The organism is Alistipes sp. CHKCI003, assembly GCF_900021155.1.
Taxonomy (GTDB): domain Bacteria; phylum Bacteroidota; class Bacteroidia; order Bacteroidales; family Rikenellaceae; genus Alistipes; species Alistipes excrementavium.
In genome coordinates this window covers 32,668-55,722 of sequence record NZ_FCNT01000054.1, presented here as the reverse complement: position 1 = coordinate 55,722, position 23,055 = coordinate 32,668, and the positions used below count along the sequence as shown (strand labels likewise).

At 59.1% G+C, this 23,055-nt stretch carries 25 protein-coding genes; 23 read left to right on the top strand and 2 right to left on the bottom strand.

Features of this window, described 5'->3' with window-relative positions; genetic code table 11:
- Positions 1-14: 14 nt before the first annotated feature.
- On the bottom strand, positions 15-1,139 hold the full coding sequence (gene mobB / locus BN3659_RS07240; RefSeq protein WP_091535727.1) for a conjugal transfer protein MobB: 1,125 nt from the start codon (positions 1,137-1,139) through the stop codon (positions 15-17).
- Positions 1,133-1,555, bottom strand: a complete 423-nt coding sequence (gene mobA / locus BN3659_RS07235; protein ID WP_032135164.1) for a conjugal transfer protein MobA — start codon at positions 1,553-1,555, stop codon at positions 1,133-1,135. The genes mobB and mobA overlap by 7 nt, the downstream gene beginning before the upstream one ends.
- A 782-nt stretch (positions 1,556-2,337) precedes the next feature.
- Between mobA and BN3659_RS07230 the strand changes: the two genes are divergently transcribed.
- The 23 genes from BN3659_RS07230 (at position 2,338) to BN3659_RS07120 (ending at position 23,050) form a co-directional block, all read left to right on the top strand.
- Positions 2,338-3,105, top strand: a complete 768-nt coding sequence (locus BN3659_RS07230) for a ParA family protein (RefSeq protein WP_091535708.1) — start codon at positions 2,338-2,340, stop codon at positions 3,103-3,105.
- Entirely contained in the window at positions 3,098-3,553 is a 456-nt protein-coding gene (locus BN3659_RS07225; RefSeq protein ID WP_091535707.1) for a DUF3408 domain-containing protein, read from the top strand. The genes BN3659_RS07230 and BN3659_RS07225 overlap by 8 nt, the downstream gene beginning before the upstream one ends.
- A gap of 13 nt (positions 3,554-3,566) precedes the next feature.
- A complete protein-coding gene (locus tag BN3659_RS07220; RefSeq protein WP_091535705.1) occupies positions 3,567-3,965 on the top strand; it encodes a DUF3408 domain-containing protein in 399 nt (132 codons plus the stop codon).
- A complete protein-coding gene (locus BN3659_RS07215; protein WP_091535703.1) occupies positions 3,953-4,711 on the top strand; it encodes a hypothetical protein in 759 nt (252 codons plus the stop codon). The genes BN3659_RS07220 and BN3659_RS07215 overlap by 13 nt, the downstream gene beginning before the upstream one ends.
- Positions 4,712-4,853: 142 nt before the next feature.
- Positions 4,854-5,156, top strand: coding sequence for a DUF4134 domain-containing protein (locus BN3659_RS07210; protein WP_032135169.1), 303 nt, complete (start codon positions 4,854-4,856; stop codon positions 5,154-5,156).
- Positions 5,157-5,167: 11 nt separating this feature from the next.
- A complete protein-coding gene (locus tag BN3659_RS07205) occupies positions 5,168-5,497 on the top strand; it encodes a DUF4133 domain-containing protein (protein WP_091535701.1) in 330 nt (109 codons plus the stop codon).
- Positions 5,490-8,045, top strand: coding sequence for a TraG family conjugative transposon ATPase (locus BN3659_RS07200; protein ID WP_091535700.1), 2,556 nt, complete (start codon positions 5,490-5,492; stop codon positions 8,043-8,045). Before BN3659_RS07205 ends, BN3659_RS07200 begins: the two co-directional genes overlap by 8 nt.
- A 41-nt stretch (positions 8,046-8,086) precedes the next feature.
- On the top strand, positions 8,087-8,560 hold the full coding sequence (locus tag BN3659_RS07195; protein WP_091535698.1) for a DUF3876 domain-containing protein: 474 nt from the start codon (positions 8,087-8,089) through the stop codon (positions 8,558-8,560).
- Positions 8,561-8,570: 10 nt separating this feature from the next.
- A complete protein-coding gene (locus BN3659_RS07190; RefSeq protein ID WP_032135173.1) occupies positions 8,571-8,882 on the top strand; it encodes a DUF3876 domain-containing protein in 312 nt (103 codons plus the stop codon).
- A 39-nt stretch (positions 8,883-8,921) separates the two neighbouring features.
- Positions 8,922-9,542, top strand: a complete 621-nt coding sequence (locus BN3659_RS07185; protein WP_091535697.1) for a DUF4141 domain-containing protein — start codon at positions 8,922-8,924, stop codon at positions 9,540-9,542.
- Between the two features lie 2 nt (positions 9,543-9,544).
- Positions 9,545-10,624 (top strand): conjugative transposon protein TraJ, encoded by a 1,080-nt coding sequence (gene traJ, locus BN3659_RS07180; protein ID WP_032135175.1) that lies wholly within the window; start codon positions 9,545-9,547, stop codon positions 10,622-10,624.
- A gap of 103 nt (positions 10,625-10,727) precedes the next feature.
- A complete protein-coding gene (gene traK / locus BN3659_RS07175) occupies positions 10,728-11,351 on the top strand; it encodes a conjugative transposon protein TraK (protein ID WP_091535695.1) in 624 nt (207 codons plus the stop codon).
- Between the two features lie 3 nt (positions 11,352-11,354).
- Positions 11,355-11,738, top strand: coding sequence for a TraL conjugative transposon family protein (locus tag BN3659_RS07170; RefSeq protein WP_091535693.1), 384 nt, complete (start codon positions 11,355-11,357; stop codon positions 11,736-11,738).
- Positions 11,710-13,065: a conjugative transposon protein TraM gene (gene traM, locus BN3659_RS07165; RefSeq protein WP_091535692.1), complete on the top strand. Its 1,356-nt coding sequence runs from the start codon at positions 11,710-11,712 to the stop codon at positions 13,063-13,065. The genes BN3659_RS07170 and traM overlap by 29 nt, the downstream gene beginning before the upstream one ends.
- A 52-nt stretch (positions 13,066-13,117) precedes the next feature.
- Positions 13,118-14,158 (top strand): conjugative transposon protein TraN, encoded by a 1,041-nt coding sequence (traN, locus tag BN3659_RS07160; RefSeq protein WP_091535690.1) that lies wholly within the window; start codon positions 13,118-13,120, stop codon positions 14,156-14,158.
- 1 nt (position 14,159) lies between these two features.
- Entirely contained in the window at positions 14,160-14,744 is a 585-nt protein-coding gene (locus tag BN3659_RS07155; protein ID WP_091535688.1) for a conjugal transfer protein TraO, read from the top strand.
- 59 nt (positions 14,745-14,803) lie between these two features.
- The gene (locus BN3659_RS07150) at positions 14,804-15,871 is read left to right on the top strand and encodes a fimbrial protein (protein ID WP_091535687.1); all 1,068 of its coding nucleotides are present in this window, start codon (positions 14,804-14,806) and stop codon (positions 15,869-15,871) included.
- 62 nt (positions 15,872-15,933) lie between these two features.
- Positions 15,934-17,724, top strand: coding sequence for a DUF4906 domain-containing protein (locus BN3659_RS07145; protein WP_091535686.1), 1,791 nt, complete (start codon positions 15,934-15,936; stop codon positions 17,722-17,724).
- Positions 17,725-17,795: 71 nt separating this feature from the next.
- On the top strand, positions 17,796-18,332 hold the full coding sequence (locus BN3659_RS13160; protein WP_171847729.1) for a DUF3575 domain-containing protein: 537 nt from the start codon (positions 17,796-17,798) through the stop codon (positions 18,330-18,332).
- 11 nt (positions 18,333-18,343) lie between these two features.
- Positions 18,344-20,179, top strand: a complete 1,836-nt coding sequence (locus tag BN3659_RS07135; protein WP_091535685.1) for a DUF4906 domain-containing protein — start codon at positions 18,344-18,346, stop codon at positions 20,177-20,179.
- 46 nt (positions 20,180-20,225) lie between these two features.
- Positions 20,226-21,878 carry a tetratricopeptide repeat protein gene (locus tag BN3659_RS07130; protein WP_317041650.1) on the top strand — a complete coding sequence of 551 codons (1,653 nt, stop codon included), beginning with the start codon at positions 20,226-20,228 and terminating at the stop codon, positions 21,876-21,878.
- 2 nt (positions 21,879-21,880) lie between these two features.
- Positions 21,881-22,063 carry a hypothetical protein gene (locus BN3659_RS07125; RefSeq protein WP_091535683.1) on the top strand — a complete coding sequence of 61 codons (183 nt, stop codon included), beginning with the start codon at positions 21,881-21,883 and terminating at the stop codon, positions 22,061-22,063.
- A 12-nt stretch (positions 22,064-22,075) separates the two neighbouring features.
- A complete protein-coding gene (locus BN3659_RS07120) occupies positions 22,076-23,050 on the top strand; it encodes a DNA-methyltransferase (protein WP_091535681.1) in 975 nt (324 codons plus the stop codon).
- Positions 23,051-23,055 lie beyond the last annotated feature (5 nt).

Below are 23,055 nucleotides of genomic sequence, written 5' to 3'. Positions count from 1 at the left end.
TTTTCGATGCGAGGCTATTTCCGGCGCGAGGGATGTGTCTTCCGAATTTGCGGCCTGCGCCGCGACTGCCGCAGCCGTTCGGGTTCCGCGTTCCGGCCGGTGGCGAACCGTTCATGCAGCGCATTGGCCGAGAACTCCTTGCCCAGCCGCGAGCCGTTGAGTACGCAGCGGGTTTCGTGGTCGATGAAGGTGACGCCCGTGATCCGTCCCGTGTCGTTGCGCCGCAGGTAGAGGTCAATATGCCGCTCCCGAAGCCGTTCGCGCAGCTCCGTTTCGTCCGTCGCATCCAGCAGGGCTTCCCCGACGCGGTGCCGTGTCAGAGCGAGCAGTTCCTTTCCTGCGATCTGTTCCCCGGAAGAGGCCATGACACGTTCGATCTTCGCCAGCGAGGCGTCGTCACCCAGTCGGGAGGCTTTCAGCGGCGCAGCCTGCGTCCTCTCACCATTCTCGTCCAGCACCGTATAGAGCACTCCCCGGTACGACCGTCCGCCCCGCGTACCCCCGACCTCCTCCACGCCGATACGATACAGCGCGAGCAGAGCCCGCAGTTCGCCGAGGGTCTGAAAGCGGTACATCGAGAGGGCGGGCTTCACCACCGAGGCGATCTGCCGCTTCAGGTCGCCTTTTTCAGGTTCCACGGGCGCGAGCCGCCACAGTTCGCCCCGCTTCCGCCCTTTGGCGCGATGCAGGCCGTATTTACGCTCGATCCTCTCCGTTTCGGCCACGCTCCGCTCGTTGCGCCGGCTGTCGTTTATTTTGCGCCCCGTACTGTCCACCTGTACCGTGACGATATGGATGTGGGGGCGGTCGATGTCGGTATGTTTATAGACGACGTAGGGCTGGCCACCCCAGCCCATACCCTCCATATATTCGGCGGCGATGTCGGTCAGTTCATCGTCCGAAAGCCGGTCTTCGGGGTCGGGGTTGAGCGAGATATGGACGACCGGTTTCTCGGTGCGAACGTGCGAGGGCATCCAGCGGAGCAGCTCGTCGGCGAGGGCCGCGACGCCGAAGCGTCCGTCGGCAGGTTCGCGGATATTACTCGTCGCAAGCACCGCCCCTTTGCCCCGATCGACCTTACACTGATTGTAGGCGAGCGCCCCGTAGATGTCCTTTCCGGTGGTGATATTGGCTACCATCGCTGTCGAAATTCGTCGGCCAGAGCCGCTATTTTCGCTCCCACAGCGACCAGTTCGCGCGTTTCGCTCTCCAATTTATAGAGCAGAGCGAGCGCCTTTTTAGGCGAAAAATGCGCGTGCAATTCCTTTACGATCTGGTTGTAATTCACGCCTATTTTTCTGAATTGGGCGTTGAAAGCGGTCAGCCGCGCGGCGAATTCCATCGTTCCCCGGTCGGATCGTATGACCCGAAATTCGTCGCCGAAGACCCGTGCTTTGACGAAAGCGGCCTTCGAGAGCGTGCCCGACTGCTCGAACAACGCGAGGAACCGGGCATATTCCCCGTCCGTGAAGCGCACCATCACGCAATTTTTCGCCGTGTCCGTTTTGGGCGGCCTGCCGCCCCTGCCCCGGACGGGGGCTTCGGTTTTTTCCATGCCTTTCGATTTTTACCGAAGGCCGCAAGGCCCCCGGTGCGGTAAAAATTCCGTTCCGGCGCACGGCGGCGCCCCGTAAAAAGCGACGACTTCGGAGGAGCTTTCTCCCCCTTGCGGGCAAGCTGTTTTCCGTTACCGAAATCGTTTCGGGTAACGGAAAACACAGCTTGCTGTGTCCCGAACATGAAATGTTCTCCGGACACAAGGGACTGCCCTTTGCGGAGGCAGTCCCGCCACAGTCGCCGGCCAGCACGAAGAGGCGTAACCGTAAAGACCGGAATCGGTTCACGGGACAAAGATACCGGCCTATGCAATCCGTTGTATGCCAGCAGGCAGCGCAGACCTATGCCAAACCTGCGCCAAACGGTGCCACGAATGTTCGCGGCCGCACGCTCCGGGTGCCGGAGGGTGTTTCTTTGCCGTTGCGGACAATCGGCAATGATACGCTGCGACGATTCATTACCGACGTACGGAAAGCGTATCGGCGCGTATGTGCAGACACACGACACCTATGGCCGATCCATATATCCATATCGAAAGATATACGGACAATCCATAGCGGTTCATGCACGGACGTATGGACGGACGATACCGATGCAGGCATTGCCGTACGGAGATGCAGGAATGCAGACATGCAGACATGGAGGCATGAAGGTATGGTGGCATACGGCCGCATTTCCGCAAAGCGCCGTTCCCGTACAGAAACGGGGCGTCGCAGCCATAAAGGAACGAACCCGCAAGGGTTTACATACACGGTCAAACACTTTAATATTTCAATGCTTATGGAAAAAGAACCTGTTTATCTGGCCTTTTCCACCCAGAAGGGCGGAGCGGGCAAAACCACGCTCACGGTGCTGTTCGCCTCGTACCTGCACTACGTGAAGGGCTACGACGTGGCGGTCGTGGACTGCGACTACCCGCAGCACTCCATCGCAGGGATGCGGCAGCGCGACCTGAAGCTGGCTTTGGAAGACAACCATTACAAGGCGCTGGCCTACGAACAGTTCACGCGCCTCGGCAAGAAAGCCTATCCGGTCGTGGAGAGCAGCACGGAACGGGCCATAGACGATGCCGAGCGCATCACGGGGCAGGCCGCGTTCGACCTCGTATTCTTCGACCTGCCCGGCACGGTCAACAATCCGTCGGTGATCCGCGCCCTCTCCAACATGGATTACATCATCGCCCCGATCAGTGCCGACCGCGTGGTGCTGGAGAGCACGCTGCGCTACATGACGGTCGTGAACGACGTGATCCGCAAAACGGGGGTTTCGAACATCAAGGGAACCTATCTGGTGTGGAACATGGTGGACGGGCGCGAGAAGTCGGAGCTGTACGAAGTGTACGAGCAGGTGATCGCCGAGCTGGGCCTGCATGTGCTGAAGACCTTCATTCCCGACAGCAAGCGTTTCCGGCGCGAGTTGTCCGCAGGCCACCGCCCGCTGTTCCGCTCGACGCTGTTCCCGGCCGACCGTTCGCTGCTCAGAGGAAGCAACATCGAGGCGCTGACGGACGAGGTACTGACCCTGCTCAACCTCCGCGACAATGGCTAAGCGCATGAAAGCCGGGCCGCTGGACGAATCGCTCATCATCCAGTCCTTCAAGGATGCCGACCTGCTGGCCGATCCCGCAAATGCCGTGTTGCAGGAGGCCGGAGAGCGTCCGGCGGCATTCCGCAGGGACGGAGAGGAGCCTGTGGCGGACGAGGCCGCCGTACCGGCCGACGGCACCGCGAAGGGCAAGTCCCGCCGCCGCAAGGGAAGCTACGACGAGGTATATCTCAAACGCCGGGAACTCAAGACGCGGCAGCCCGTTTACATCAGTCAGGAGATACACCGCTCCGTCATCAAGCTGGTACACCTGCTGGCGCTCGCGGGCAAGGAGATCAGCGTAGGGGGATATATCGACAACGTACTGGCCGAGCATCTGCGCCAGCACAAGGACGAGATCGCCGAGCTGTACCGCAGCGGAATAGACGATATACTGCAAACCGATCATTAAAACCTTTTCAGTTATGACACACTACACGACGACGGCCTGCATCCTGCTGGCCGCAGCGGCCGCAGCCGCGGCCCTCTTTATCCGCCGTGCGGCGATTCACCGCCGGCGTTCGCACCGGGCGGGAACTGCTCCGCAGCCGCAGCCCCGCCCCGATACGGCGCAGGACGACGGCTACCGGAGACGTTATGTCCTGAACCGATGGGACGGCGCTTTCCGTTCCGGCAAGACGGTACGCATCCGTCCGGAGCATTACGAACGACTGCGGCAGATCACCTCCCGGAGCGGAGCGGTGTCGATGATAGCCTATGTGGACAACGTGCTGCATGCCCACTTCGAAGACTACGCAGAGAGCATCGACCGCTACTGCCGCAGTCGCAAACCCTCACGAGGCCGAAAGCAATGGACGCGCTGAGAACCGCCGTGCTGGTCGCCCTCGCGCTCTTCGCCGCAGGCTACGCGCTATGGGTCGCCCGCTGGTTCCTGCGCGGGCAGCGGACAGCGGGCACGAAGCAGGCGTCGCCCCCGAAAGCGGAGGCGCGGCCCGCGATCATCGGCAAAAGCCGCTTTACGATGCCACATCGAAGCCAAGCGACGCCAACCGCTGCCACAGGTTCGGGAAACGTAAAAGAGGCCGAAAAAGCCGGTATATTTGCCGGAGCAAGTGTGCATGAACACCCCCGGCAGATCCCGCCGGAGAAATTGGACGAAGTGTTCGGCGTCCCGCCCGCAGGCGAGAACAACGATCCGGAACCCTACGAGGCCCCGCTCTACGAAGAAGAACCTTTCCCGGACTTCGAAGCGGAGATAGAGAGGGAGATGGACGAGGACGAACACGACGATACGCAGCCCCCTGCGGGCCGTTCGTTAGCCAAGGGTGTACGTTTCGAGCAGATCAGCGAAGCCTACCGCACCGTAGCACACGACAATCCCCTTACAGACGAGCAGCAGCAGGAGACAGGACGAACCCTGCTGGGGCTGAAACAGACCGATATGTTCGAGGCCATCGTTTCGGCCGCTCCCGACGGGAACGACAAAGTGAGTCGTCTGATCGACGCCTACCTCACGGCATTCCAACGGAGGATCGCCGCGGAGGATGCGGGAGGCCCATCCCCGCAGGCGCCGGTTCCCGAAGGGTTCGATGTCCGCGATTTCGCATGAACCGACACCAAGACAATATGAAAGAGAGAGATTACGGATAGGTACGCCCTGTCCTCCGAGCCACTGAAACATCCATGTCGAACCCCGGCGCAGGGGCTTATCCGCCCCCTGCGCCACAAAACAAAAAAGCTATCCGAAGTCTATGAGAAACAAGAAAGTTCTGCTGTCGGCAGCCCTCGTCGTGTCTGCCGTTTCCTCGGCTCTGGCCCAAGGCAACGGCCTTGCCGGCATCAACGACGCGACCAACATGGTCACCTCCTATTTCGACCCGGGCACGAAGCTCATCTACGCCATCGGAGCCGTAGTCGGACTGATCGGTGGAATCAAGGTCTATAACAAATTTTCGTCGGGCGACCCGGACACCAGCAAGACCGCCGCGAGCTGGTTCGGGGCGTGCATCTTCCTGATCGTAAGCGCCACGGTGCTGCGTTCATTCTTCCTGTAAGCGTATCCGCCATGAAGTACACGATCAATAAGGGCATCGGGCGCAGCGTGGAGTTCAAAGGGCTCAAGGCGCAGTACCTCTTCCTCTTCGCAGGAGGACTGCTGGCCGTATTCGTGCTGCTGGTCATCTTCTACACGGCGGGCGCCGATCAGTGGGCGTGCATCGGCTTCGGCGCGGGGGCCGCCTCGGCGCTGGTGTTCTACACCTTCCGTATGAACGCCAAGTACGGCGAGCACGGACTGATGAAACTCGCCGCCGCACGCCGCCGTCCCCGCTACCTGATAAACCGTAAAGGCGCATGCCGCTTCCTAAACCGCAGGAAGGAGGTGCGTCATGCGTAACGTAATGAAAGCCTCCACCATAGAGAGTAAGTTCCCGCTGCTGGCGGTCGATGGCGGCTGTATTATCAGCAAGGACGCCGACATCACGGCAGCCTTCCGCGTCGAGCTGCCCGAACTCTTTACCGTGACGGGTGCCGAGTACGAGGCGATGCACGCGGCCTGGTGCAAGGCCGTGAAGGTGCTGCCCGAATACAGCGTAGTGCTGAAGCAGGATTGGTTCATCCGCGAGCGATACTGTCCGGAGGTGACGAACGAAGCAGAAGCAGGCGCATCCGGCTCCGTCCGGCAAGAAGGAAGAAGGAGCAGCCAAATCGGCGGCGAGCAGGCGAGCTTCCTTTCGCGCAGCTACGAGCGCCACTTCAACGAGCGCCCTTTTCTGAACCACGCATGTTTCCTCTACCTGACCAAGACGACCAAGGAGCGGGCCCGCATGCAGTCCGACTTCTCGACCCTCTGCCGGGGCAACATCATTCCCAAAGAGGTAAATCCGGACACGGCCCGCGCGTTCCTCGAATCGGTGGATCAGTTCGAGCGCATTATCAACGATTCGGGACTGGTGACCCTCACACGCCTGACGGACGAGGAGATCACCGGCACACCCGACAGTCCGGGGCTGATCGAGAAATACTTCTCCCTCTCGCTCGACGATACGACCGTGTTGCAGGATATGGAACTGAAAGCCGAAGGGTTCCGCGTGGGCAACAAGCACGTCTGCCTGCACACGCTCTCCGACACGGACGACCTGCCGGGGCGCGTGAGTACGGAGAGCCGCTACGAGCGTCTCTCGACAGACCGTTCGGACTGCCTGCTCTCGTTCGCGGCACCGGTGGGCCTGCTGCTCTCCTGCGACCACATCTACAACCAGTGGCTCTTTCTGGACGACAGCGCCGAGAACCTGCGCCGCTTCGAGAAGAGCGCCCGCAACATGCACTCGCTCGCACGCTACTCGCGCTCGAACCAGATCAACAAGGAGTGGATCGACCGATATTTGAACGAGGCGCACTCGTTCGGGCTGACCTCGATCCGGGCGCACTTCGACGTCATGGCGTGGAGCGACGACGCGGAGGAGCTGCGCCGCATCCGCAACGACGCGGGCAGCCAGCTCGCCAAGATGGAGTGCCGCCCCCGCCACAACACGGTGGACGCCGCGACGCTCTACTGGGCGGCCATGCCGGGTAACGCAGGGGATTTCCCCGCCGAGGAGTCGTTCTACACCTTTATCGAGCCGGCCCTGTGCTTCTTTACGGGCGAGACGAACTACCGCTCGTCGAGTAGCCCCTTCGGGATCAAGATGTGCGACCGCATAAGCGGCAAGCCGCTGCATCTGGACATCTCGGACGAGCCGATGCGCCGGGGCTGGATCACCAACCGCAACAAATTCGTACTGGGGCCTTCGGGGTCGGGCAAATCGTTCTTTATGAACCACCTCGTGCGCCAATACTACGAACAGGGAACGCATATCGTACTCGTGGATACGGGCAATTCGTACCAAGGTTTGTGCGAGCTGATACACAACAAGACCAAGGGCGGCGACGGGATTTACTTCACCTACACCGAGGAACATCCGATCAGCTTCAACCCTTTCTACACGGACGACTACGTGTTCGAGACGGAAAAGCTGGACAGCATCGCCACGCTGCTGCTGACACTATGGAAAAGCGCCGACGAGAAAGTGTCGAAAACCGAGCTGACGGAGATCGGCAACGCCGTGGCCGGCTACATCGGCCGCATCAGGGCCGACCGTTCGATACGCCCCTCGTTCGACACCTTCTACCAGTACCTCAAGGGGGAGTTCCGCGAAGAGCTCGAAAGCCGCGAGATCGAGGTGCGGCGCGAGGAGTTCGACATCCGCAACCTGCTGACCACGCTGCGGCCCTACTACCGGGGCGGGCGCTACGACTTCCTGCTGAACTCGCCCAGCGAGATCGACCTGCTCTCCAAACGTTTCATCGTCTTCGAGATCGACGCCATCAAGGACAACAAGGAGCTGTTCCCGATCGTGACGATCGTTCTGATGGAGGTCTTCATCAACAAGATGCGGCGACTCAAAGGCATCCGCAAGATGCTGATTATCGAGGAGGCATGGAAGGCGCTGGCATCCAACAATATGGCTTCATACGTCCAATATTTGTACAAGACCGTCCGCAAGCACTTCGGCGAGGTGGTGACGGTCACGCAGGAGGTGCAGGACATCATCTCGTCGCCCATCGTGAAGGAGGCGATCATCAACAACAGCGATTGCAAAATCCTGCTCGACCAGCGCAAATTCATGAACCGCTTCGACGCCATCCAAACCCTGTTGGGTCTTACGGACAAGGAGAAGGCGCAGATACTTTCGATCAATATGTCGAATCATCCGGGCCGCAAGTACAAGGAGGTCTGGATCGGGCTGGGCGGCGTGCAGAGCGCCGTCTATGCCACCGAGGTCAGTAAACAGGAATATCTCGCCTACACGACCGAGGAGAGCGAGAAGATCGAGGTGCAGCGCCGGGCCGAATCTCTGGGCGGCGATATAGAGCTGGCGATCAAACAGCTCGCCGAAAAATAGTCATCAACCGGGGCCGACGCCCCGCAAACACCGAAAACATCATGTCGAAAATCATAAGTTGCGAACAACTCCGCCGTCTGGCCCGTCACCACGCGGGTATCGGCGAGATACGCGAACTCTGCGACCCTCCGGCCTGCGGACTTTCCGCCTACGGACACGAGGCATCCGACCCCGCACCGGCTCCTTTCGGGGAACCCATCGTAACGTCCGGCTGGCGCGAAGAGGAACTCCGGCGCAGGGAACGGGAGATGGGCCGCCTGTGCGGCAGGTGGATGTCCACGCCGAACCGCTGCGGCATCGAGATCGTCCGCGCGGGGGAGCACTTCGTCCTCAGATACCTTAAACGCAACGGCCGTCCGACCGGCGAGCGTTATGTGCTGGTCTGGCTCGACGGGGATATTCTCTATTACGGCTCCGACGACCGGATTACGATTTTGGCGCTCGACACGCAGACCGATACGCTGATGGTATCGCCGGGAGAGGATTACACCCGCCAGCGGGAAAACGAAAGATAGGGAGGCGGCCATGTGCAGGAGAAATAACGAATACCCCATACCGGCCTCGCACCTCTACTTCAGGATGTCGGAGATCGCGGGCCGCTGGTGCAGCCGCGAAGGGTCGCCGGAGGTACGGATATACCACAACGAAGCACGCCGGGCCGGCGGCTACCACGTGGCCTTCGCCTACGATGCGAAGACCGTGCTGCGGCGTCCGCTGCGGCAGATGTGGGGCCTCTGTTACTTCGACCTGTGGGGCCGCATCGGTCTTTCCTACGACCACGAACGCGACGTACTGACCCTCGCGGGCTACGGCGACTACTACCGCGCGGAGGAATAAAATCCCGCGAATGTAAAACCCATAAAACAACGAAAGAAAATGAAACGATGGATATGGCTCATGTGCCTCGTTCTGGCCTGCTTCACCCAGCGGGCCGCGGCGCAGTGGACGGTCATCGACCCGTCCAACCTCGTACAGAACATCAAGAGTGCCGTGCAGAGTTCCACGACGGCATCCAACATGATTAAGTCTCTGCAAGAGAGCGTAAAGATTTATAACCAAAGCAAGGCGTATTACGACGCCCTGAAATCGGTGCACAACATCATCAAGGACGCCCGCAAGGTGAAGCTCACGATCGAGATGGTCAGCGAGATCACGGATATTTACATGTCGGGATTCAACCGTATGGTCACAGACCGCAACTTCACCCCCGGCGAGCTGGCGGCAATCTCGGCCGGTTACGCCCGGCTGCTGGAGGAAGGCGGGGCGCTGGTCACGGAGCTGAAGAACATCGTGACCTCCGGCAACGGCCTCTCGCTCTCGGACAAGGAGCGCATGGACGTAGTGGATCAGATCTATACCCGGATGCTGCGCTACCGTAACCTCACGCGCTATTATACCGACAAGGCGATCTCCGTTTCGTTCCTGCGCAGCCAGTCCAAAGGCGATGCCGCCCGCGTGCAGGCGCTCTACGGCAAACCCTCCGAAAGATATTGGTAGCCATGACACCGCTCGCAACAAATTTCGACAACCTGCACCAAGTGCTGCGCAATCTCTATCAGGAGATGCTGCCCCTGTGCGGGGATATGGTCGGCATCGCCAAAGGCGTGGCCGGTCTGGGAGCGCTTTTTTACGTGGCCTATCGGGTATGGAAGGCGCTGGCCTCGGCCGAGCCTATCGACGTATTTCCGCTGCTGCGCCCCTTCGCCATCGGGCTGTGTATCATTATGTTTCCGACCGTCGTGCTGGGGACGGTGAACGCCGTGCTTTCGCCCGTGGTGCAGGGCACGCACGCCATCCTCGAAGGGCAGACGACGGACATCGCCGCCTACCAGAAGCAGCGGGACGATCTCGAATACGAGGCCCGCGTGCGCGAAGGCAAGGCGTGGCTGGTGGACGACGAGGTGTACGACCAACAGCTCGCCGAACTGGGCATTACGGATCTGGGCGAAATAATCAGTATGTGGTGGGAGCGGACGTGGCACGGAATCAAGATGTGGTTCCGAGAGCTGGTGCGCGACTTCTTCGAGCTGCTGTTCAACGCCGCAGGACTCACGGTGGACACGCTGCGGACGTTCTTTCTGGTCGTGCTCTCCATTCTCGGCCCGCTGTCGTTCGCTCTTTCCGTTTACGACGGTTTTCAGGGAACGCTCACGCACTGGCTCTCCAAATACATCTGCGTCTATCTGTGGCTGCCCGTAGCCGATCTCTTCTCGGCCGTGCTGGCCAAGATACAGGTGTTGATGCTTCAGGCCGACATTGCGGCGCTGCAAGACCCAAGCTACATCCCGGACGGTTCGAACGGCGTCTATATCATCTTCCTGATTATCGGGATCATCGGCTATTTCACAGTGCCGACCGTAGCCGAGTGGATCGTGCAGGCGGGCGGCGGTTCGGGGCTGGGCGGCGTCAACCGCGCTTCGTCGTTCGCTGCCGGTGTCGCGGGCGGCGTGACCGGAGCTTTGATCGGCAAAGCCTTTGGGCGCGGCGGCAAATCGAAATACGGCGAGAGCGACGACAGCGGCCCCCAAGGCGATAACCTCGCCACGAAGGATGGCGGAGGGTCGTCCGGCGGCCATTGATGGAATGCAGCCGATCGCTTTTGTAGCGGTTAAGCTGCATGTCAGCCGCACCTTTTCCTGTGCGGCTCAATAGAAGAGACAAACCCGATAAAACGACAAAAAAATGGAATTCAAATCGTTGAAAAACATCGAAACGAGCTTCCGGCAGATACGGCTCTTCACGCTCGTCTTCCTCGGACTGTGCGCCGTGGTGGCCGTGTTCAGCGTCGTGAAGAGCTACCAGTTCGCCCAGCGCCAACGCGAGAAGATCTATGTGCTCGATCAGGGCAAGTCGCTGATGCTGGCCCTCTCGCAAGACCTCAGCCAGAACCGGCCCGTCGAGGCGCGGGAGCACGTCCGCCGCTTCCACGAGCTCTTCTTCACGCTGGCGCCCGACCGGGCGGCCATCGAGAGCAACATCAACCGCGCCCTGTTCCTATGCGACAAGAGCGCCTACCACTACTCGCAGGATCTTCAGGAGAAGGGTTACTACAACCGCGTGGTGGCGGGCAACATCAATCAGCAGGTGCAGGTCGATTCGGTGGTCTGCGACTTCGACACCTATCCGTACCGCGTGACGACCTACGCCCGGCAGATGATCATACGCGAGAGCAACGTCACCGAACGCTCGCTCATCACGCGCTGCAACCTCATCAACTCGGTGCGCTCGGACAACAACCCGCAGGGCTTCACGATGGAGCGCTTCGAGATCGTCGAAAACCGCGATCTGCGGGTCATAGCACGATAAATTATGATACGGAAATGGATAAAACGCGCCGGAGAGCGGATCGAGGATCGGCTGCGGCACCTGTGCGGGGCCCTCAGCCCCGACATGCGAGTCTATGCGATCGTCACGCTCTTCGTGCTTTTCGCCGCACTGTCGCTGTATAGCACCGTTTCGGCGATCTACTCTCTGGGGCGCAACGACGGGGAGAGGATACGGATCGAACACCTGCGACGGCTTGCACCGCAGCCGGAGCAAAGGCACAAGCCGGAATCCTTCGGAAATTCAGATGCAAAGCTGCAGCAGGAAGCAGCCTTTCCCGCTGAAACAGAACGAACACAGTCCGGGGCGGACAGCTCCGAACGATTAAACACGACCGATTATGAAAGAGAACGAGAAACACGGCAGTAACGAACAGCCTGCGCCGGAGAAGCCCGCGAAGGAGCTTACCGAGCAGCAAATACAGCAGCGGCGCAAGATGATCGTCTTCCCGCTGATGCTGCTGGTCTTCGCCGCGATCATGTGGCTCATTTTCGCCCCTTCGGGCGGTGAGGAAGCCACCGAACAGGCGGGGCTCAATACCAGTCTGCCCACGCCGGAGCAGAGCGGCATTGTCGCCGACAAACGCGACGCCTATGTGCAGCAGGAGATGAAGGCCAAACAGGAGGCCAAGATGCGCTCGCTGGAAGATTTCGCCTTCTCGCTGGGCGAGGAACCCGAGAGCGAGGAGGAACGGGCCGCACGCGAGGAAAGGGAGCTGCGCATGGCCCCCAAACCCGTAGAATATTACGAGGCACCCTCGCGCTTCGAGAGCGGAACCCTGCACTCATCGGTGGGTGCGTACCACGACCTGAACCGTCAGATAGGCAGCTTCTATGAAGAGACGCAGAACGAGGCCGAAAGCGACAGAGAGAAGGAGTTGCAGGAACGCATCGACCGGCTCGAAGCGCAGTTGGAGGACGAACAGGCCCGGCAGAGCGCCGAGGAGCAACAACTGGCACTGATCGAAAAGTCCTACCAACTGGCCTCGAAATACATGAACGGAGGGCAAAATGCGGGCGGTGCGGCGGAAGCCGTCCAGACCACCCCGACGGGCGGTGCATCCCGCAGCGGCAGGAGCACCGTGCAACCCGTCGCCCAAGTGCGCCGAGAGGTCGTTTCGTACCTCGCGGCCCCGATGCCCGACTCGGTATTCGTCGCGGAGTTCACGAAGCCCCGCAACTGGGGATTCAATACTGCGGCGGGTAACGAGAACCCCGTACAGAAAAACAGCATCGGAGCCTGCATTTATCGCACGACGACCGTGACGGACGGCAAGGAGGTGCCCCTGCGCCTTACCGAACCGATGAGAGCCGGCGGCGTGCTGATCCCCGCGAACACCGTACTTACGGGCACGGCCCGCATCGACGGGGAACGCATGATGATCACGGTCAATGCCGTGCAATACCGGGGCAGCGTGATACCGGTCGAGTTGCTGGTTTATGACATGGACGGAGGCGAGGGCATCAGCGTCCCCTCATCCGACGAGATCAGCGCCGTGAAGGAGATCGCCGCCAATGCGGGTTCAGGATTGGGAAGCAGCATCACCATTACGGACGATGCGGGAACGCAACTGCTCTCCGATCTGGGGCGCAGCGTCATACAAGGCACGGCGCAGTACGTCGGGCAGAAGATGCGGCAGGTCAAGGTGACGCTCAAAGCAGGGTACCGTGTCTTGCTGCTGCCCCCGCTGGAATAACACGCAAGCCACTGAATATCCATAAACCGAACACATTAAAGAAAGACGAGTTATGAACCGAAAGAAAATCGAGAGTACAGTCCGCTCGCAAAACCTTTGCTCGCCGGCAGCGAAGGAAAACAAGCCGGGCGCAGTTAAAAAAATCCTTTTATCGTTCGCACTTTTAGGATGCGTAACGGGCGCCTCGGCGCAGGAGATAGCCGAAACCGCAGCGCCGGACATACCGGCTGCCGCGACACCCTCGACGGGCGACTACTTCGGCGGACTGACCCGTCCGCTGACCTTCGACCGCATGATCCCGCCTTACGCGCTGGAGGTGACCTTCAACAAGACCACGCACGTTATTTTCCCCGCGGCCATCCGCTACGTCGATCTGGGGTCGGCAGACCTTTTGGCCGCCAAAGCCGACGGCACGGAGAACGTTTTGCGTGTCAAGGCGGCCCTGCGCGACTTCTCACGCGAGAGCAACCTCTCGGTGATAACGGAAGACGGCGCCTATTACACCTTCAACGTCAAGTATGCCGACGAACCGGTGAAGCTGTCGGTCGAGATGACCGACTTCCTGCACGACGGCGAGGCGGTGAACCGTCCCAACAACGCGCTGGAGATCTACATGGAGGAGCTGGGGAGCGAATCGCCGCTGCTGGTGAAGCTCATTATGAAGTCGATCTACAAGAACGACCGCCGCGAGGTAAAGCATATCGGCTGCAAGCGTTTCGGTATCCAGTACCTACTGAAAGGCATCTATTCGCACAACGGGCTGCTCTATTTCCACCTGCAACTGAAGAACTCCTCGAACGTGCCTTTCGAGGTCGATCACCTCACCTTCAAGATCGCGGATAAGAAGGTCGCCAAGCGCACGGCCATTCAGGAGCAGGTCATCCGGCCCCTGCGTGCCCACAACAACGTGCAGGTGATTCGGGGCAAGAGCAGCGAGCGCATGGTCTTCACGCTTCCGAAGTTCACCATTCCCGACGACAAGCACCTCGTGGTGGAACTCTACGAGAAAGAAGGCGGACGCCACCAGACCTTTACGGTCGAAAACGCCGATCTGGTGCGTGCCGAGGTCATCAACGAATTAAAGGTCAAATAGCATGAAACGGTTGGCATTGCTGCTATCGCTGGCCCTCGGTCTGGCTTTGGCTCCGGAGGCCCATGCCCAGCGTACCCTGCCCGGAATGCGGGGGCTGGAGGTACGCGCGGGCATGGCGGACGGCTGGTACTCCGCCTCCGGGCGCAGCACCACGGGATACTATTTCGGAGCGGCCATGAGCCGTTATGCGGGCCGTGCGAACAAATGGGTCTTCGGGGCGGAGTACCTCTGCCGCAATTACCCCTACAAAGCAGGGAGTATCCCCGTGGCGCAGTTCACGGGCGAAGGGGGCTACTACTATAAGTTTCTCGCGGACGGCTCCAAGACCTTCTTCCTCTACATCGGCGGATCGGCCCTGTTGGGGTACGAGACGGTGAACTGGGGAGATAAAATGCTGTACGACGGGTCCACGATCCGAAGCCGCGAGGGATTCCTCTACGGAGGCGCGGTGACGCTGGAGGCCGAAGCCTATATCTCCGACCGCATCGTGCTCTGCATATCGGGCCGCGAGCGTGTGCTTTGGGGCACGACGACAGGACATTTCCACACGCAGTTCGGAATAGGCGTAAAATTCATCATCGACTGACATTCATCCACCACTTTTTATTAACCGCCGCACGAAACGGCATAAAATCAATTAAATCTATGAAAAAGATGATTTTGGCAGCCACGGCTGCCCTGGCCATGCTGGCCTCCTGCAACAAGCACACCGACGAGATCGCAGACTCGGCGACGGGCAGCGTAGTGAAAATCACCCTGACGGACAAGACGCCCGAAACCCGCGCCTTCTTCGACCAGACGGCCGCGGCCGAGAGCTGGGAGAAGAAGATAGGCACGCTCACGCTGTTCGTATTCGACGGCAACGGGGACGCCGTACTGCAACGCAACTTCACCGCTGCGGAGATTTCGGGACAGACGGCGACCATTCCCGTACCGGACGCCGCACCGGGGCAAACGTACAGTTTCTATGCCATCGCCAACGGCAGCGCCCTTTCCGGGATCGGCACACTGGACGACCTGCGAAGCCAGGCCGAGAGCGAGATCGCGGACTATAACGGTACGTTCGACGAGGTGACGACGAAGGCCAAACGCTCCGCAGGGTTCACTATGACCGGCTCGGCCACGAAGGCCATCGCTGCGGCCGGGCAGACGACCACCGTGCAGATCGCGCTCGAAAGGCTCGTGTCGAAAGTAGCCGTACAGGCCACGACCGACAGTAAGTTCGCCGCGACTTATCCGGGTCGCGTGCGGATCGCTTCGGCGACCGTTTCCCGTGCGGCATCCTCGGTCTCCTATTTCGACGTCGGCACGTCGCATTCCGGAGGAACCCAGAACCGCGAACATTCCGGGGGAACCATGCCTCTGTTCGCAGCACAGACTTTCAGCCATACGCAGGCAGCGAAAGAGCAGAGCGGGAAATATGCCAATTTGTTCTATATCTACGGCAATGAGGACAACATGGCTGCCGAGAGCGTACTGCTGACCCTCGAAGGCATTTACGATCATGACGGGGATTTCGGAACGACGGACGATCAGATGCCCGTAAGTTACGAGATCGAACTTGCCGGGGATTCGGGTAAGGCTATCAACCGCAATACCTACCGCCGCGTAACGGTGAACATCAGCGGCCTGACGGGAGCCGACGTGGCCGTGACGATCACCCCCGCAGACTGGGAAGGGCCGTTCAATCAGGATGTTAATATCGGTATGTAGCATCAGAAGGGAAGGGACAGGGTGCAATTGTCCCTGTCTTTCCCCTTTTTCCATTTTTCATTATGAGAAACCTACTGATTTTAATTATGCCGCTGCTCGCTTTGGCGGTCGGTTGTTCCAAAGAAGACATTGTTCCGGCTGCGGAGTCTGTGACCCGCTTTACGCTGCGGGTGTGTCCGGAAGAAACGCAGGCGGTTACCCGGGCCGCGGACGAACGGGCCGTCAAGGACATGAACGTTTTCCTCTTCGATCCGCAGGGCATACGCCCGTCGCAGCACTTTTACGTGCAGGGCGGCGTATTGGAGCGTTCCATTCCCGCCGGCCGGTACGATGTGTATGCCGTAGCCAATCTGCACGAAGACATGGGCCCGATGAGCCGGGAGGCGTTGTCGGACTATGAGTTCCGCGTACCCCGAAGTTACACGTCGCTGCCCATGTCCGGATATGCGGAATGTACGGTCGGGAAAGGGACGCCGGAGGCTACGGTCACCGTCCGGCGCAACGTGGCCAAAATCGTCTGCAACATCTCCTTCTACGGGGTGGACTACGACCTGAAGCTCCAATCCGTGCAGGTGGTGGATATGGCAAGTGTCACCACGCTGTTTGCGGAGGATCAGCAGGCCCGTGAGCTCACCTCTTCCGAGCTTTCGGCGATCGCATCGTATGAGAACCGCAAGGCATCGCGCACGTTCTTCTTGGCGGAGAACTGTCGGGGCGAAGTGCCGGGAATAACCTCTCAGGAGCAGAAATGTGCCGGCAACGCACCCGAAGGAGCGACTTTCCTGCGGATCAAAGCGCAGCGTGAAGGCAAACTGCTGACGTACGACGTATATCTGGGAGAGAACAATACGACCAACTTCGACGTGCGCCGCAATACGGTATATACGCTCAATATCGTCATCAAGGACGAAAACGCGGTCGATACCCGTGTAGATGCGTTCGAGGTCGGGATTTCGGACAACTTCCCTTACGAGGGCTATCGGTTCGAGGGCTATTGTCTGTACGACCCCGGCCGGCAGCTTACGATCACCGTGGACGATCCGCAAAAGGCCGGCGACCTTTCGGCGACGGTTCGCTTCGTCGCAGGAAAGAACGGGGCCTTCTTCTTCAACGGGCAGCCGCTCACCTCGTCCGTCACCTTCCCGCTCGACGACCCTTCGGGCGTTTACAATTTCTCCGTGGACTACTTCCCCGGCGATTGCTATACCGCCGACAATCATTGCCTCGTCTATGAGGTGGCTGTAAGCAACACGGACGGGTACAGCTATACGAAAACGTTTACGCACGACTTTTATAATCTCCTGACGATATATACCTACTGGAAGCGTGGGACTACCCACCGCGGTCGGGGAAGCGTCGACAAAGAGAATATGACGGTCGTAAAATGGAGTTCCTCCTATACGTCCGAAGACAATCGCATGATGATATTGTCGTTGGACGACGGGCCGCTCGTGCCTCTCAAACCGGTGGACGGATCGAAAGTCGGAGGTTGGTATGCGGATCGCGGCCTCACGCAGTTCGTCTCAGCGGAAAACCCTTACCGCCATCCCATGAAAATTTTTCGGGATACGCTCTACGTGGACTTCGTGCAGGAAGCCGTCTATATCTATACCCATGTCGATCTGGTCGAGATAAGTTGCGACGGCGCGTACCGGATCGATCAGGAAAAACAGGCGTTCGTAGTTCCGATAGGAAGCCGCTGCACGTTCAAGGGGATCGGAGGGAAAACGGTCGCCGTCTGGTGGAGCAACTTCATCGGCCACTATCCCCGCAAGGAGCTGTCGCGGAAGCCGGAGTATTCCTTTACCGCATGGGAAAACTGCAATGTCGTTCCCGAATTTCAGACCTATTAACCTCTCTCAACGCTCCGCCGATACCTTTTGCCGGATGCGGCGGTTACTCATTCCAACAAAATAAAAACGCAATGAAAAGATTATTTGTACTGCTGCTGTTCGTCCTCGCGGCGAACGCGGCTTCGGCTCAATATACGGCCGTGCGCGTCAATGCGCTGGGACTGGCAACGGGAACCGTCCATGCCGGCGTAGATGTGGCCGTATCGGAAAAATGGTCTGTCGAAGCGTCGGCATACTGGAACCCGATCTCGACCGAAAGTCTGCGAACCAAAGTGCTGGGAGCCGTCGTGGGTGTGCGCCGCTGGCGCTTCGAGCCGCACGTCGGCTTCTTTTGGGGCGTGCACTCCGCCCTCGCACAGTATCGCGTCGGGAACCGGAACAAACGCTACAACGGCTGGACTGTCGGCGTAGGTGCCAGCGCGGGCTACTCGTGGATGCTGCATAGGCGGTGGAATTTCTCGCTCGAAGGCGGCATCGGCCTGTATTACATGAACGATACGCGCTGGAATCCCGCGCCGCCGCCCGGCGAAGATGTCTTTCTGCGGCATTACCGCCGTATCGCACTGGCTCCGGCGAAGCTGGAAGCCTCTTTCTCTTATATGTTTTAGAATACCGAGATATGAAAAAGCTCTTGTTTTTAGGATTATTGCCGCTTCTGTTCGCATCCTGCACGAAGGATAGCGGCAGCTATCCGCCCGATGGGCCGCAGTCCCCCGAAGCTGTCGCTTCGCAGGTGGAAATATCTTTTACGGCTGCGGACAACGGATTTTCGACACGAAGTTCGGAGGATGAAAATGCCATTGCAGACGTGAACCTTTACCTGCATAACGTGCAGACGGGTTCGCTGGAACATCACTATCTGACCGCGGGGAACGCTTCGCGGACGATAACGATAGCCCACGGCCGTTACGAAGCGTATGCCATCGCCAATACGAGGGAAGATATGGGGCCGATGACGCTCCTGCGATTGCAGGAAGCGATGTACGTTCTCGATGTATCGGGAGATACCGATGAAAGGTTTGCGATGAGCGGCCGGCAGTCTTTCACCGTATCGGGGGCTACCGATGTAACGATACTCCTCCGGCGATGTGTGGCAAAACTGACTCTGAACATCACGACGGCCGGCGCCTTTACGGATTTCGAACTCCGATCCTGTCAGGTAACGGGCGTACCGTCCTGCGTGCCGTTCTTCGCTGGAAGCAAACCCACAACGGACAGCGAAGTGACATCCTTTCCGAAGAGCGTCCTTTCCGGACGCAGCTACTCCGTTGTTCTTTACCTTCCCGAAAACGCTCAGGGCGAAGTGCCGGGTATCACCGACCCGCGGCAGCGCAGCCGCGAAAACGCCCCGCAATACGCCACCTGTATCCATCTTGAAGGCGAGGCATCAGGCCGTAAGGTCGATTATTACATCTATCCCGGCAGCAACGTCACGACCTCTTTCGACATCCTGCGTAACTGTCATTATAACCTCGATGTGATGATTTCGGGGGCCAATGCGACGGATATGCGTCTTTCGACGCTCGGAGCGACCTTCACGGAACTACCTCGGACGTGCTGCGTGGGCGACGATATTTTTACCGAGATGAGGGTCGAGAGCACCGATCCCGACGGTCGCTACACGCTGACCGTCGAACAGGAGAAGGGCGAAGGTACGATAACATTCGACGGTGCAGCCATGACGACCGGAATTCCCGTCGCATTACCCGGCGGAGCCGGAATTAAAACAGCACGGATCGGATACTGCCCGACAGTTGCAGGCGAAGCCGTACTGACATTCGTCCTGCGGGATGCCTATGACTATGAAATTCGCCGTACGCTGACGACAGAGGCGGTCGAAAAACCCTCTCTCGATGTTACGCTGACACCGCCTTCGGCAATCGTCGTCGGCAATCCCGCCACTTTTACGTTGGAAATCAGTGGAAGCGATGACGCCGCAATCTCTACCTTCACTTGTTCCGATCCGCAGGCCGTTTTCGTATTTCCCGCAGGGACAGGGCTCGGCGGCAACGAAGCCATGTTAGGCAATGGAACCCACAGTTTCTTGCTCGACACCCGTGTCACCGGCGACCTGACGGTTACGGTGCGGGTAAGCGACGGCAGCGGCCATAGCGTACAGCGGCAATGCACGGTAACGTCCCGTTATCCGAAATTCTCCGCAATGGTACAAACTATGTCCTCGGCGGCTCTCTATTCGGACAGTCCGATGACGCTGATCATCCGTTCGACCGAATACGCGGGCGACTATACCGTAAGTTATACGACGACCTCGACGAATTGCAGGGTTTCGTATGGCGGTTCCATGTTACGCCCCGACAGCCCTGTAACCCTCGAAGCCGGACAACATATTTTTACCGCCAACTCTTCCTATGCCGAGCGAACGGAATTCGTCTTTACGATTACGGACATCTACGGGCAAAGTCAACAAGCACAAGCGTCGATTACATGGAGGTAGTCGGGCCCGTCTTCTCGGCTTATGATAAGAAAAAAGTTATAAAACAATGAAGAAGATGTTATTGCACAGCCTCGTCGTGTGCCTGCTGCTGGGCGGTTGTACCGTTACGGGCAGGCTTCAGCGCCGGGGCTTGGGCGCACGGGCGAACTATGCGCCCAAAGAACAAAAGCAGGAGCCGAAAAAGGAGTCCGCACCGCAATATGTCGAATACAAGCACCGCGACAGCCTGAGACCCATCTATTTCCTGCCTACGACTACGCTCGAAAACGGCGAGCGCGTCATGTCGTTCGAACTCGACGAGGTGGTCGTGGTGGCCAAATCGCGCACCGTCGCCGAGCGTATGGGCAAGGTCCGCATCGACTTCGTGATCGAGCTGCCGCGCCAGTTGCAGGGCAACTGCCGGAGCGTGGCCGTAACACCCATGCTCCATAAGACGGACAGTCTCGTGCCACTTCAGCAGATCAGTATCCGGGGCGGGCTGTTCAGCCGCGTGCAGGATCGCAACTATTGGCAGTTCGACCAATACGTGCGGATCTTCAAGCCCGATGCGGCTGCCGAACAGCGTGCTTTCGAGCGCTTCGTCAAGCACCCCTATCCGGAGGGCGTGCGGCTGGATTCCATCGTCGAAGGCCGTGAGAAGATCAGCTATTACTACACGCAGGAAGTACCGACCAAAGGCGAAGGCAAGACGATGCACGTCACACTTGAGGGAGCGGTCGTAGGGCTGGACGGCAGCCGTTACGATATGCCGCCGCTCGATACGCTGGAATACAACATATCCTCGATGCTGACCTTCGCGGACACCACGAAGCGCTACCTGATCAAAGTGATCGAGAAGTATGCCGTGGTCAAAGACCGCAACTACCTTGCCTTCAAAGTCGGCAAATCGGACATTATCGACACGCTGGAAACCAACGCCGTCCAGCTCGCCCGCATCGAATCCCTGATGGACGGACTGATAAACCAGCGGGAGTTTTATGTGGACAGCATCGTGCTGACCGCTTCGGCATCACCGGAAGGAGCGCTCGCGCTCAACGAGCGTCTGGCGCGCGAGCGTGCCCTGTCGCTCAAACGGCGTCTGGGCGAGCGTTTCGGGCGGCAGGTCGATACGCTGATCGCCGTGCGCTCCGTAGGCGAGAACTGGACGGAGCTGGGGCGCTTGATCGCCGCCTCGGACAGTCTGCCGCACCGCGAGGCGATCCTTGCGCTGCTCGGTGCGGAGAAGAATCCCGACCGGCGCGAAGCGACCCTGCGAGGCAGGTATCCGCAGGAGTATAAATATATCCGGGAGCGGCTCTATCCGCTGCTGCGCTCGGTCGATTTCAAATACGACCTGCGGCGCGTGGGCATGGTGAAGGATACGATCCATACGACCGTACTCGATACGCTCTACGCGCGGGGCGTGAAGCTGCTCGACGAAAGGCGCTACGACGAAGCCCTCACGATATTGGCTCCTTACCATGACCGAAATACGGCTATCGCGCTGCTCTCGCTCGGCCATGACGACCGCGCTTACGAAGTGCTCTCCGCGCTGCCCGAATCGGCCGAGGCGTGCTACCTGAAAGCCATCGCCTGCTCGCGGCTGGGCCGCAGGGAGGAAGGGCGCAAATGGTTCGAGCGGGCGTGCGAGCTGAAAGAGACATTCGAATACCGGGGCAGGCTTGACCCGGAAATATCCAACCTTTTAACCGATGACTGACGATGAGAAAAAGAGCGATCGCGGCCACGATGCTGCTGACAGCGGCTATGGCCTTTACCTCGTGCGCCAAACTGTATGAGGAAGAAACAACGGAAACCCTGAAACGCCCACAGACGGACATCGAGATTCCGGAGGACAACCCTTGGGACGAAGTGCCGGACAGCAATACGGGAACTGGACATTAAAGAGCGAATGCAATGCGAACGGATGTAATTTTTAATACGGATGCGGCCTCCGGCCTCGGCCGGCTGCCCGACAACTCCATCGACTGTATCGTAACCTCGCCCCCGTACTGGCAGCTCAGGGATTACGGACTCTCTCCGATACTGTTCGGCGGGCAGCAGGATTGTGAACACGATTTCGACGATTACGCCATCTGCCGCAGTTGCGGCGGATGGCTGGGGCAGTTGGGGCAAGAACCCTCCCGCGAGATGTTCTTGGAGCATCTCGTGGGCATCTTCGACGAGTGCCGCCGCGTATTGAAAAACACGGGAACGCTTTGGGTGAACCTCGGCGATTCGTACAGCAAACTCAATAAATACAACCGCCCAGACGATTGGCCGCCGGGTAAAAACGCCCATTGTCTGAAAACACTGCGCGTCGATCTGTCGATGCACCGGGTTCCGCACAAATCGCTGTGCAATATTCCGGGGCTGTTCGCCGAGATGATGATCCTGCGGGGGTGGATACTGCGCAACGAGATAATATGGTACAAGCCCTCGGCTGTGCCTACCCCTGTCAAAGACCGTTTTACGGTGGATTTCGAGAAGGTGTTTTTCTTCGCCAAATCCCCGAAATACGACTTCCGGCAACAGTTCGAACCTTATGCCGGGAATGAGACGAACAGAATATCCAGACAGCCGGAACAACCGACAGGTTCGAAATCCAGAAATGACCTTCAAGGCAGGAACAAACGGACGGTTTGGCGGATTACGACCGAAATCAGCCACGAGAAGCACTACGCCCCCTATCCGCAGAAATTGATCGAGACACCCATCGAGGCGGGGTGTTCGCCGGGCGGCGTAGTTCTCGATCCGTTTCTGGGAAGCGGAACGACGGCCCTCGTCGCCCGCAGGCTGGGACGCCACTACATCGGCATCGAGCCGAATCCGGAATACGTCGCCATAGCCCGTTCTCGGCTGGAACGGGAATCCGAACCCTCAAAACAGTAAGGAGG

Excerpts from the sequence above, each read along its gene's own strand:
- mobB (WP_091535727.1), bottom strand. The coding sequence starts at position 1,139 with ATGGTAGCCAATATCACCACCGGAAAGGACATCTACGGGGCGCTCGCC.
- mobA (WP_032135164.1), bottom strand. The coding sequence starts at position 1,555 with ATGGAAAAAACCGAAGCCCCCGTCCGGGGCAGGGGCGGCAGGCCGCCC.
- BN3659_RS07230 (WP_091535708.1), top strand. The coding sequence starts at position 2,338 with ATGGAAAAAGAACCTGTTTATCTGGCCTTTTCCACCCAGAAGGGCGGA.
- BN3659_RS07225 (WP_091535707.1), top strand. The coding sequence starts at position 3,098 with ATGGCTAAGCGCATGAAAGCCGGGCCGCTGGACGAATCGCTCATCATC.
- BN3659_RS07220 (WP_091535705.1), top strand. The coding sequence starts at position 3,567 with ATGACACACTACACGACGACGGCCTGCATCCTGCTGGCCGCAGCGGCC.
- BN3659_RS07215 (WP_091535703.1), top strand. The coding sequence starts at position 3,953 with ATGGACGCGCTGAGAACCGCCGTGCTGGTCGCCCTCGCGCTCTTCGCC.
- BN3659_RS07210 (WP_032135169.1), top strand. The coding sequence starts at position 4,854 with ATGAGAAACAAGAAAGTTCTGCTGTCGGCAGCCCTCGTCGTGTCTGCC.
- BN3659_RS07205 (WP_091535701.1), top strand. The coding sequence starts at position 5,168 with ATGAAGTACACGATCAATAAGGGCATCGGGCGCAGCGTGGAGTTCAAA.
- BN3659_RS07200 (WP_091535700.1), top strand. The coding sequence starts at position 5,490 with ATGCGTAACGTAATGAAAGCCTCCACCATAGAGAGTAAGTTCCCGCTG.
- BN3659_RS07195 (WP_091535698.1), top strand. The coding sequence starts at position 8,087 with ATGTCGAAAATCATAAGTTGCGAACAACTCCGCCGTCTGGCCCGTCAC.
- BN3659_RS07190 (WP_032135173.1), top strand. The coding sequence starts at position 8,571 with ATGTGCAGGAGAAATAACGAATACCCCATACCGGCCTCGCACCTCTAC.
- BN3659_RS07185 (WP_091535697.1), top strand. The coding sequence starts at position 8,922 with ATGAAACGATGGATATGGCTCATGTGCCTCGTTCTGGCCTGCTTCACC.
- traJ (WP_032135175.1), top strand. The coding sequence starts at position 9,545 with ATGACACCGCTCGCAACAAATTTCGACAACCTGCACCAAGTGCTGCGC.
- traK (WP_091535695.1), top strand. The coding sequence starts at position 10,728 with ATGGAATTCAAATCGTTGAAAAACATCGAAACGAGCTTCCGGCAGATA.
- BN3659_RS07170 (WP_091535693.1), top strand. The coding sequence starts at position 11,355 with ATGATACGGAAATGGATAAAACGCGCCGGAGAGCGGATCGAGGATCGG.
- traM (WP_091535692.1), top strand. The coding sequence starts at position 11,710 with ATGAAAGAGAACGAGAAACACGGCAGTAACGAACAGCCTGCGCCGGAG.
- traN (WP_091535690.1), top strand. The coding sequence starts at position 13,118 with ATGAACCGAAAGAAAATCGAGAGTACAGTCCGCTCGCAAAACCTTTGC.
- BN3659_RS07155 (WP_091535688.1), top strand. The coding sequence starts at position 14,160 with ATGAAACGGTTGGCATTGCTGCTATCGCTGGCCCTCGGTCTGGCTTTG.
- BN3659_RS07150 (WP_091535687.1), top strand. The coding sequence starts at position 14,804 with ATGAAAAAGATGATTTTGGCAGCCACGGCTGCCCTGGCCATGCTGGCC.
- BN3659_RS07145 (WP_091535686.1), top strand. The coding sequence starts at position 15,934 with ATGAGAAACCTACTGATTTTAATTATGCCGCTGCTCGCTTTGGCGGTC.
- BN3659_RS13160 (WP_171847729.1), top strand. The coding sequence starts at position 17,796 with ATGAAAAGATTATTTGTACTGCTGCTGTTCGTCCTCGCGGCGAACGCG.
- BN3659_RS07135 (WP_091535685.1), top strand. The coding sequence starts at position 18,344 with ATGAAAAAGCTCTTGTTTTTAGGATTATTGCCGCTTCTGTTCGCATCC.
- BN3659_RS07130 (WP_317041650.1), top strand. The coding sequence starts at position 20,226 with ATGAAGAAGATGTTATTGCACAGCCTCGTCGTGTGCCTGCTGCTGGGC.
- BN3659_RS07125 (WP_091535683.1), top strand. The coding sequence starts at position 21,881 with ATGAGAAAAAGAGCGATCGCGGCCACGATGCTGCTGACAGCGGCTATG.
- BN3659_RS07120 (WP_091535681.1), top strand. The coding sequence starts at position 22,076 with ATGCGAACGGATGTAATTTTTAATACGGATGCGGCCTCCGGCCTCGGC.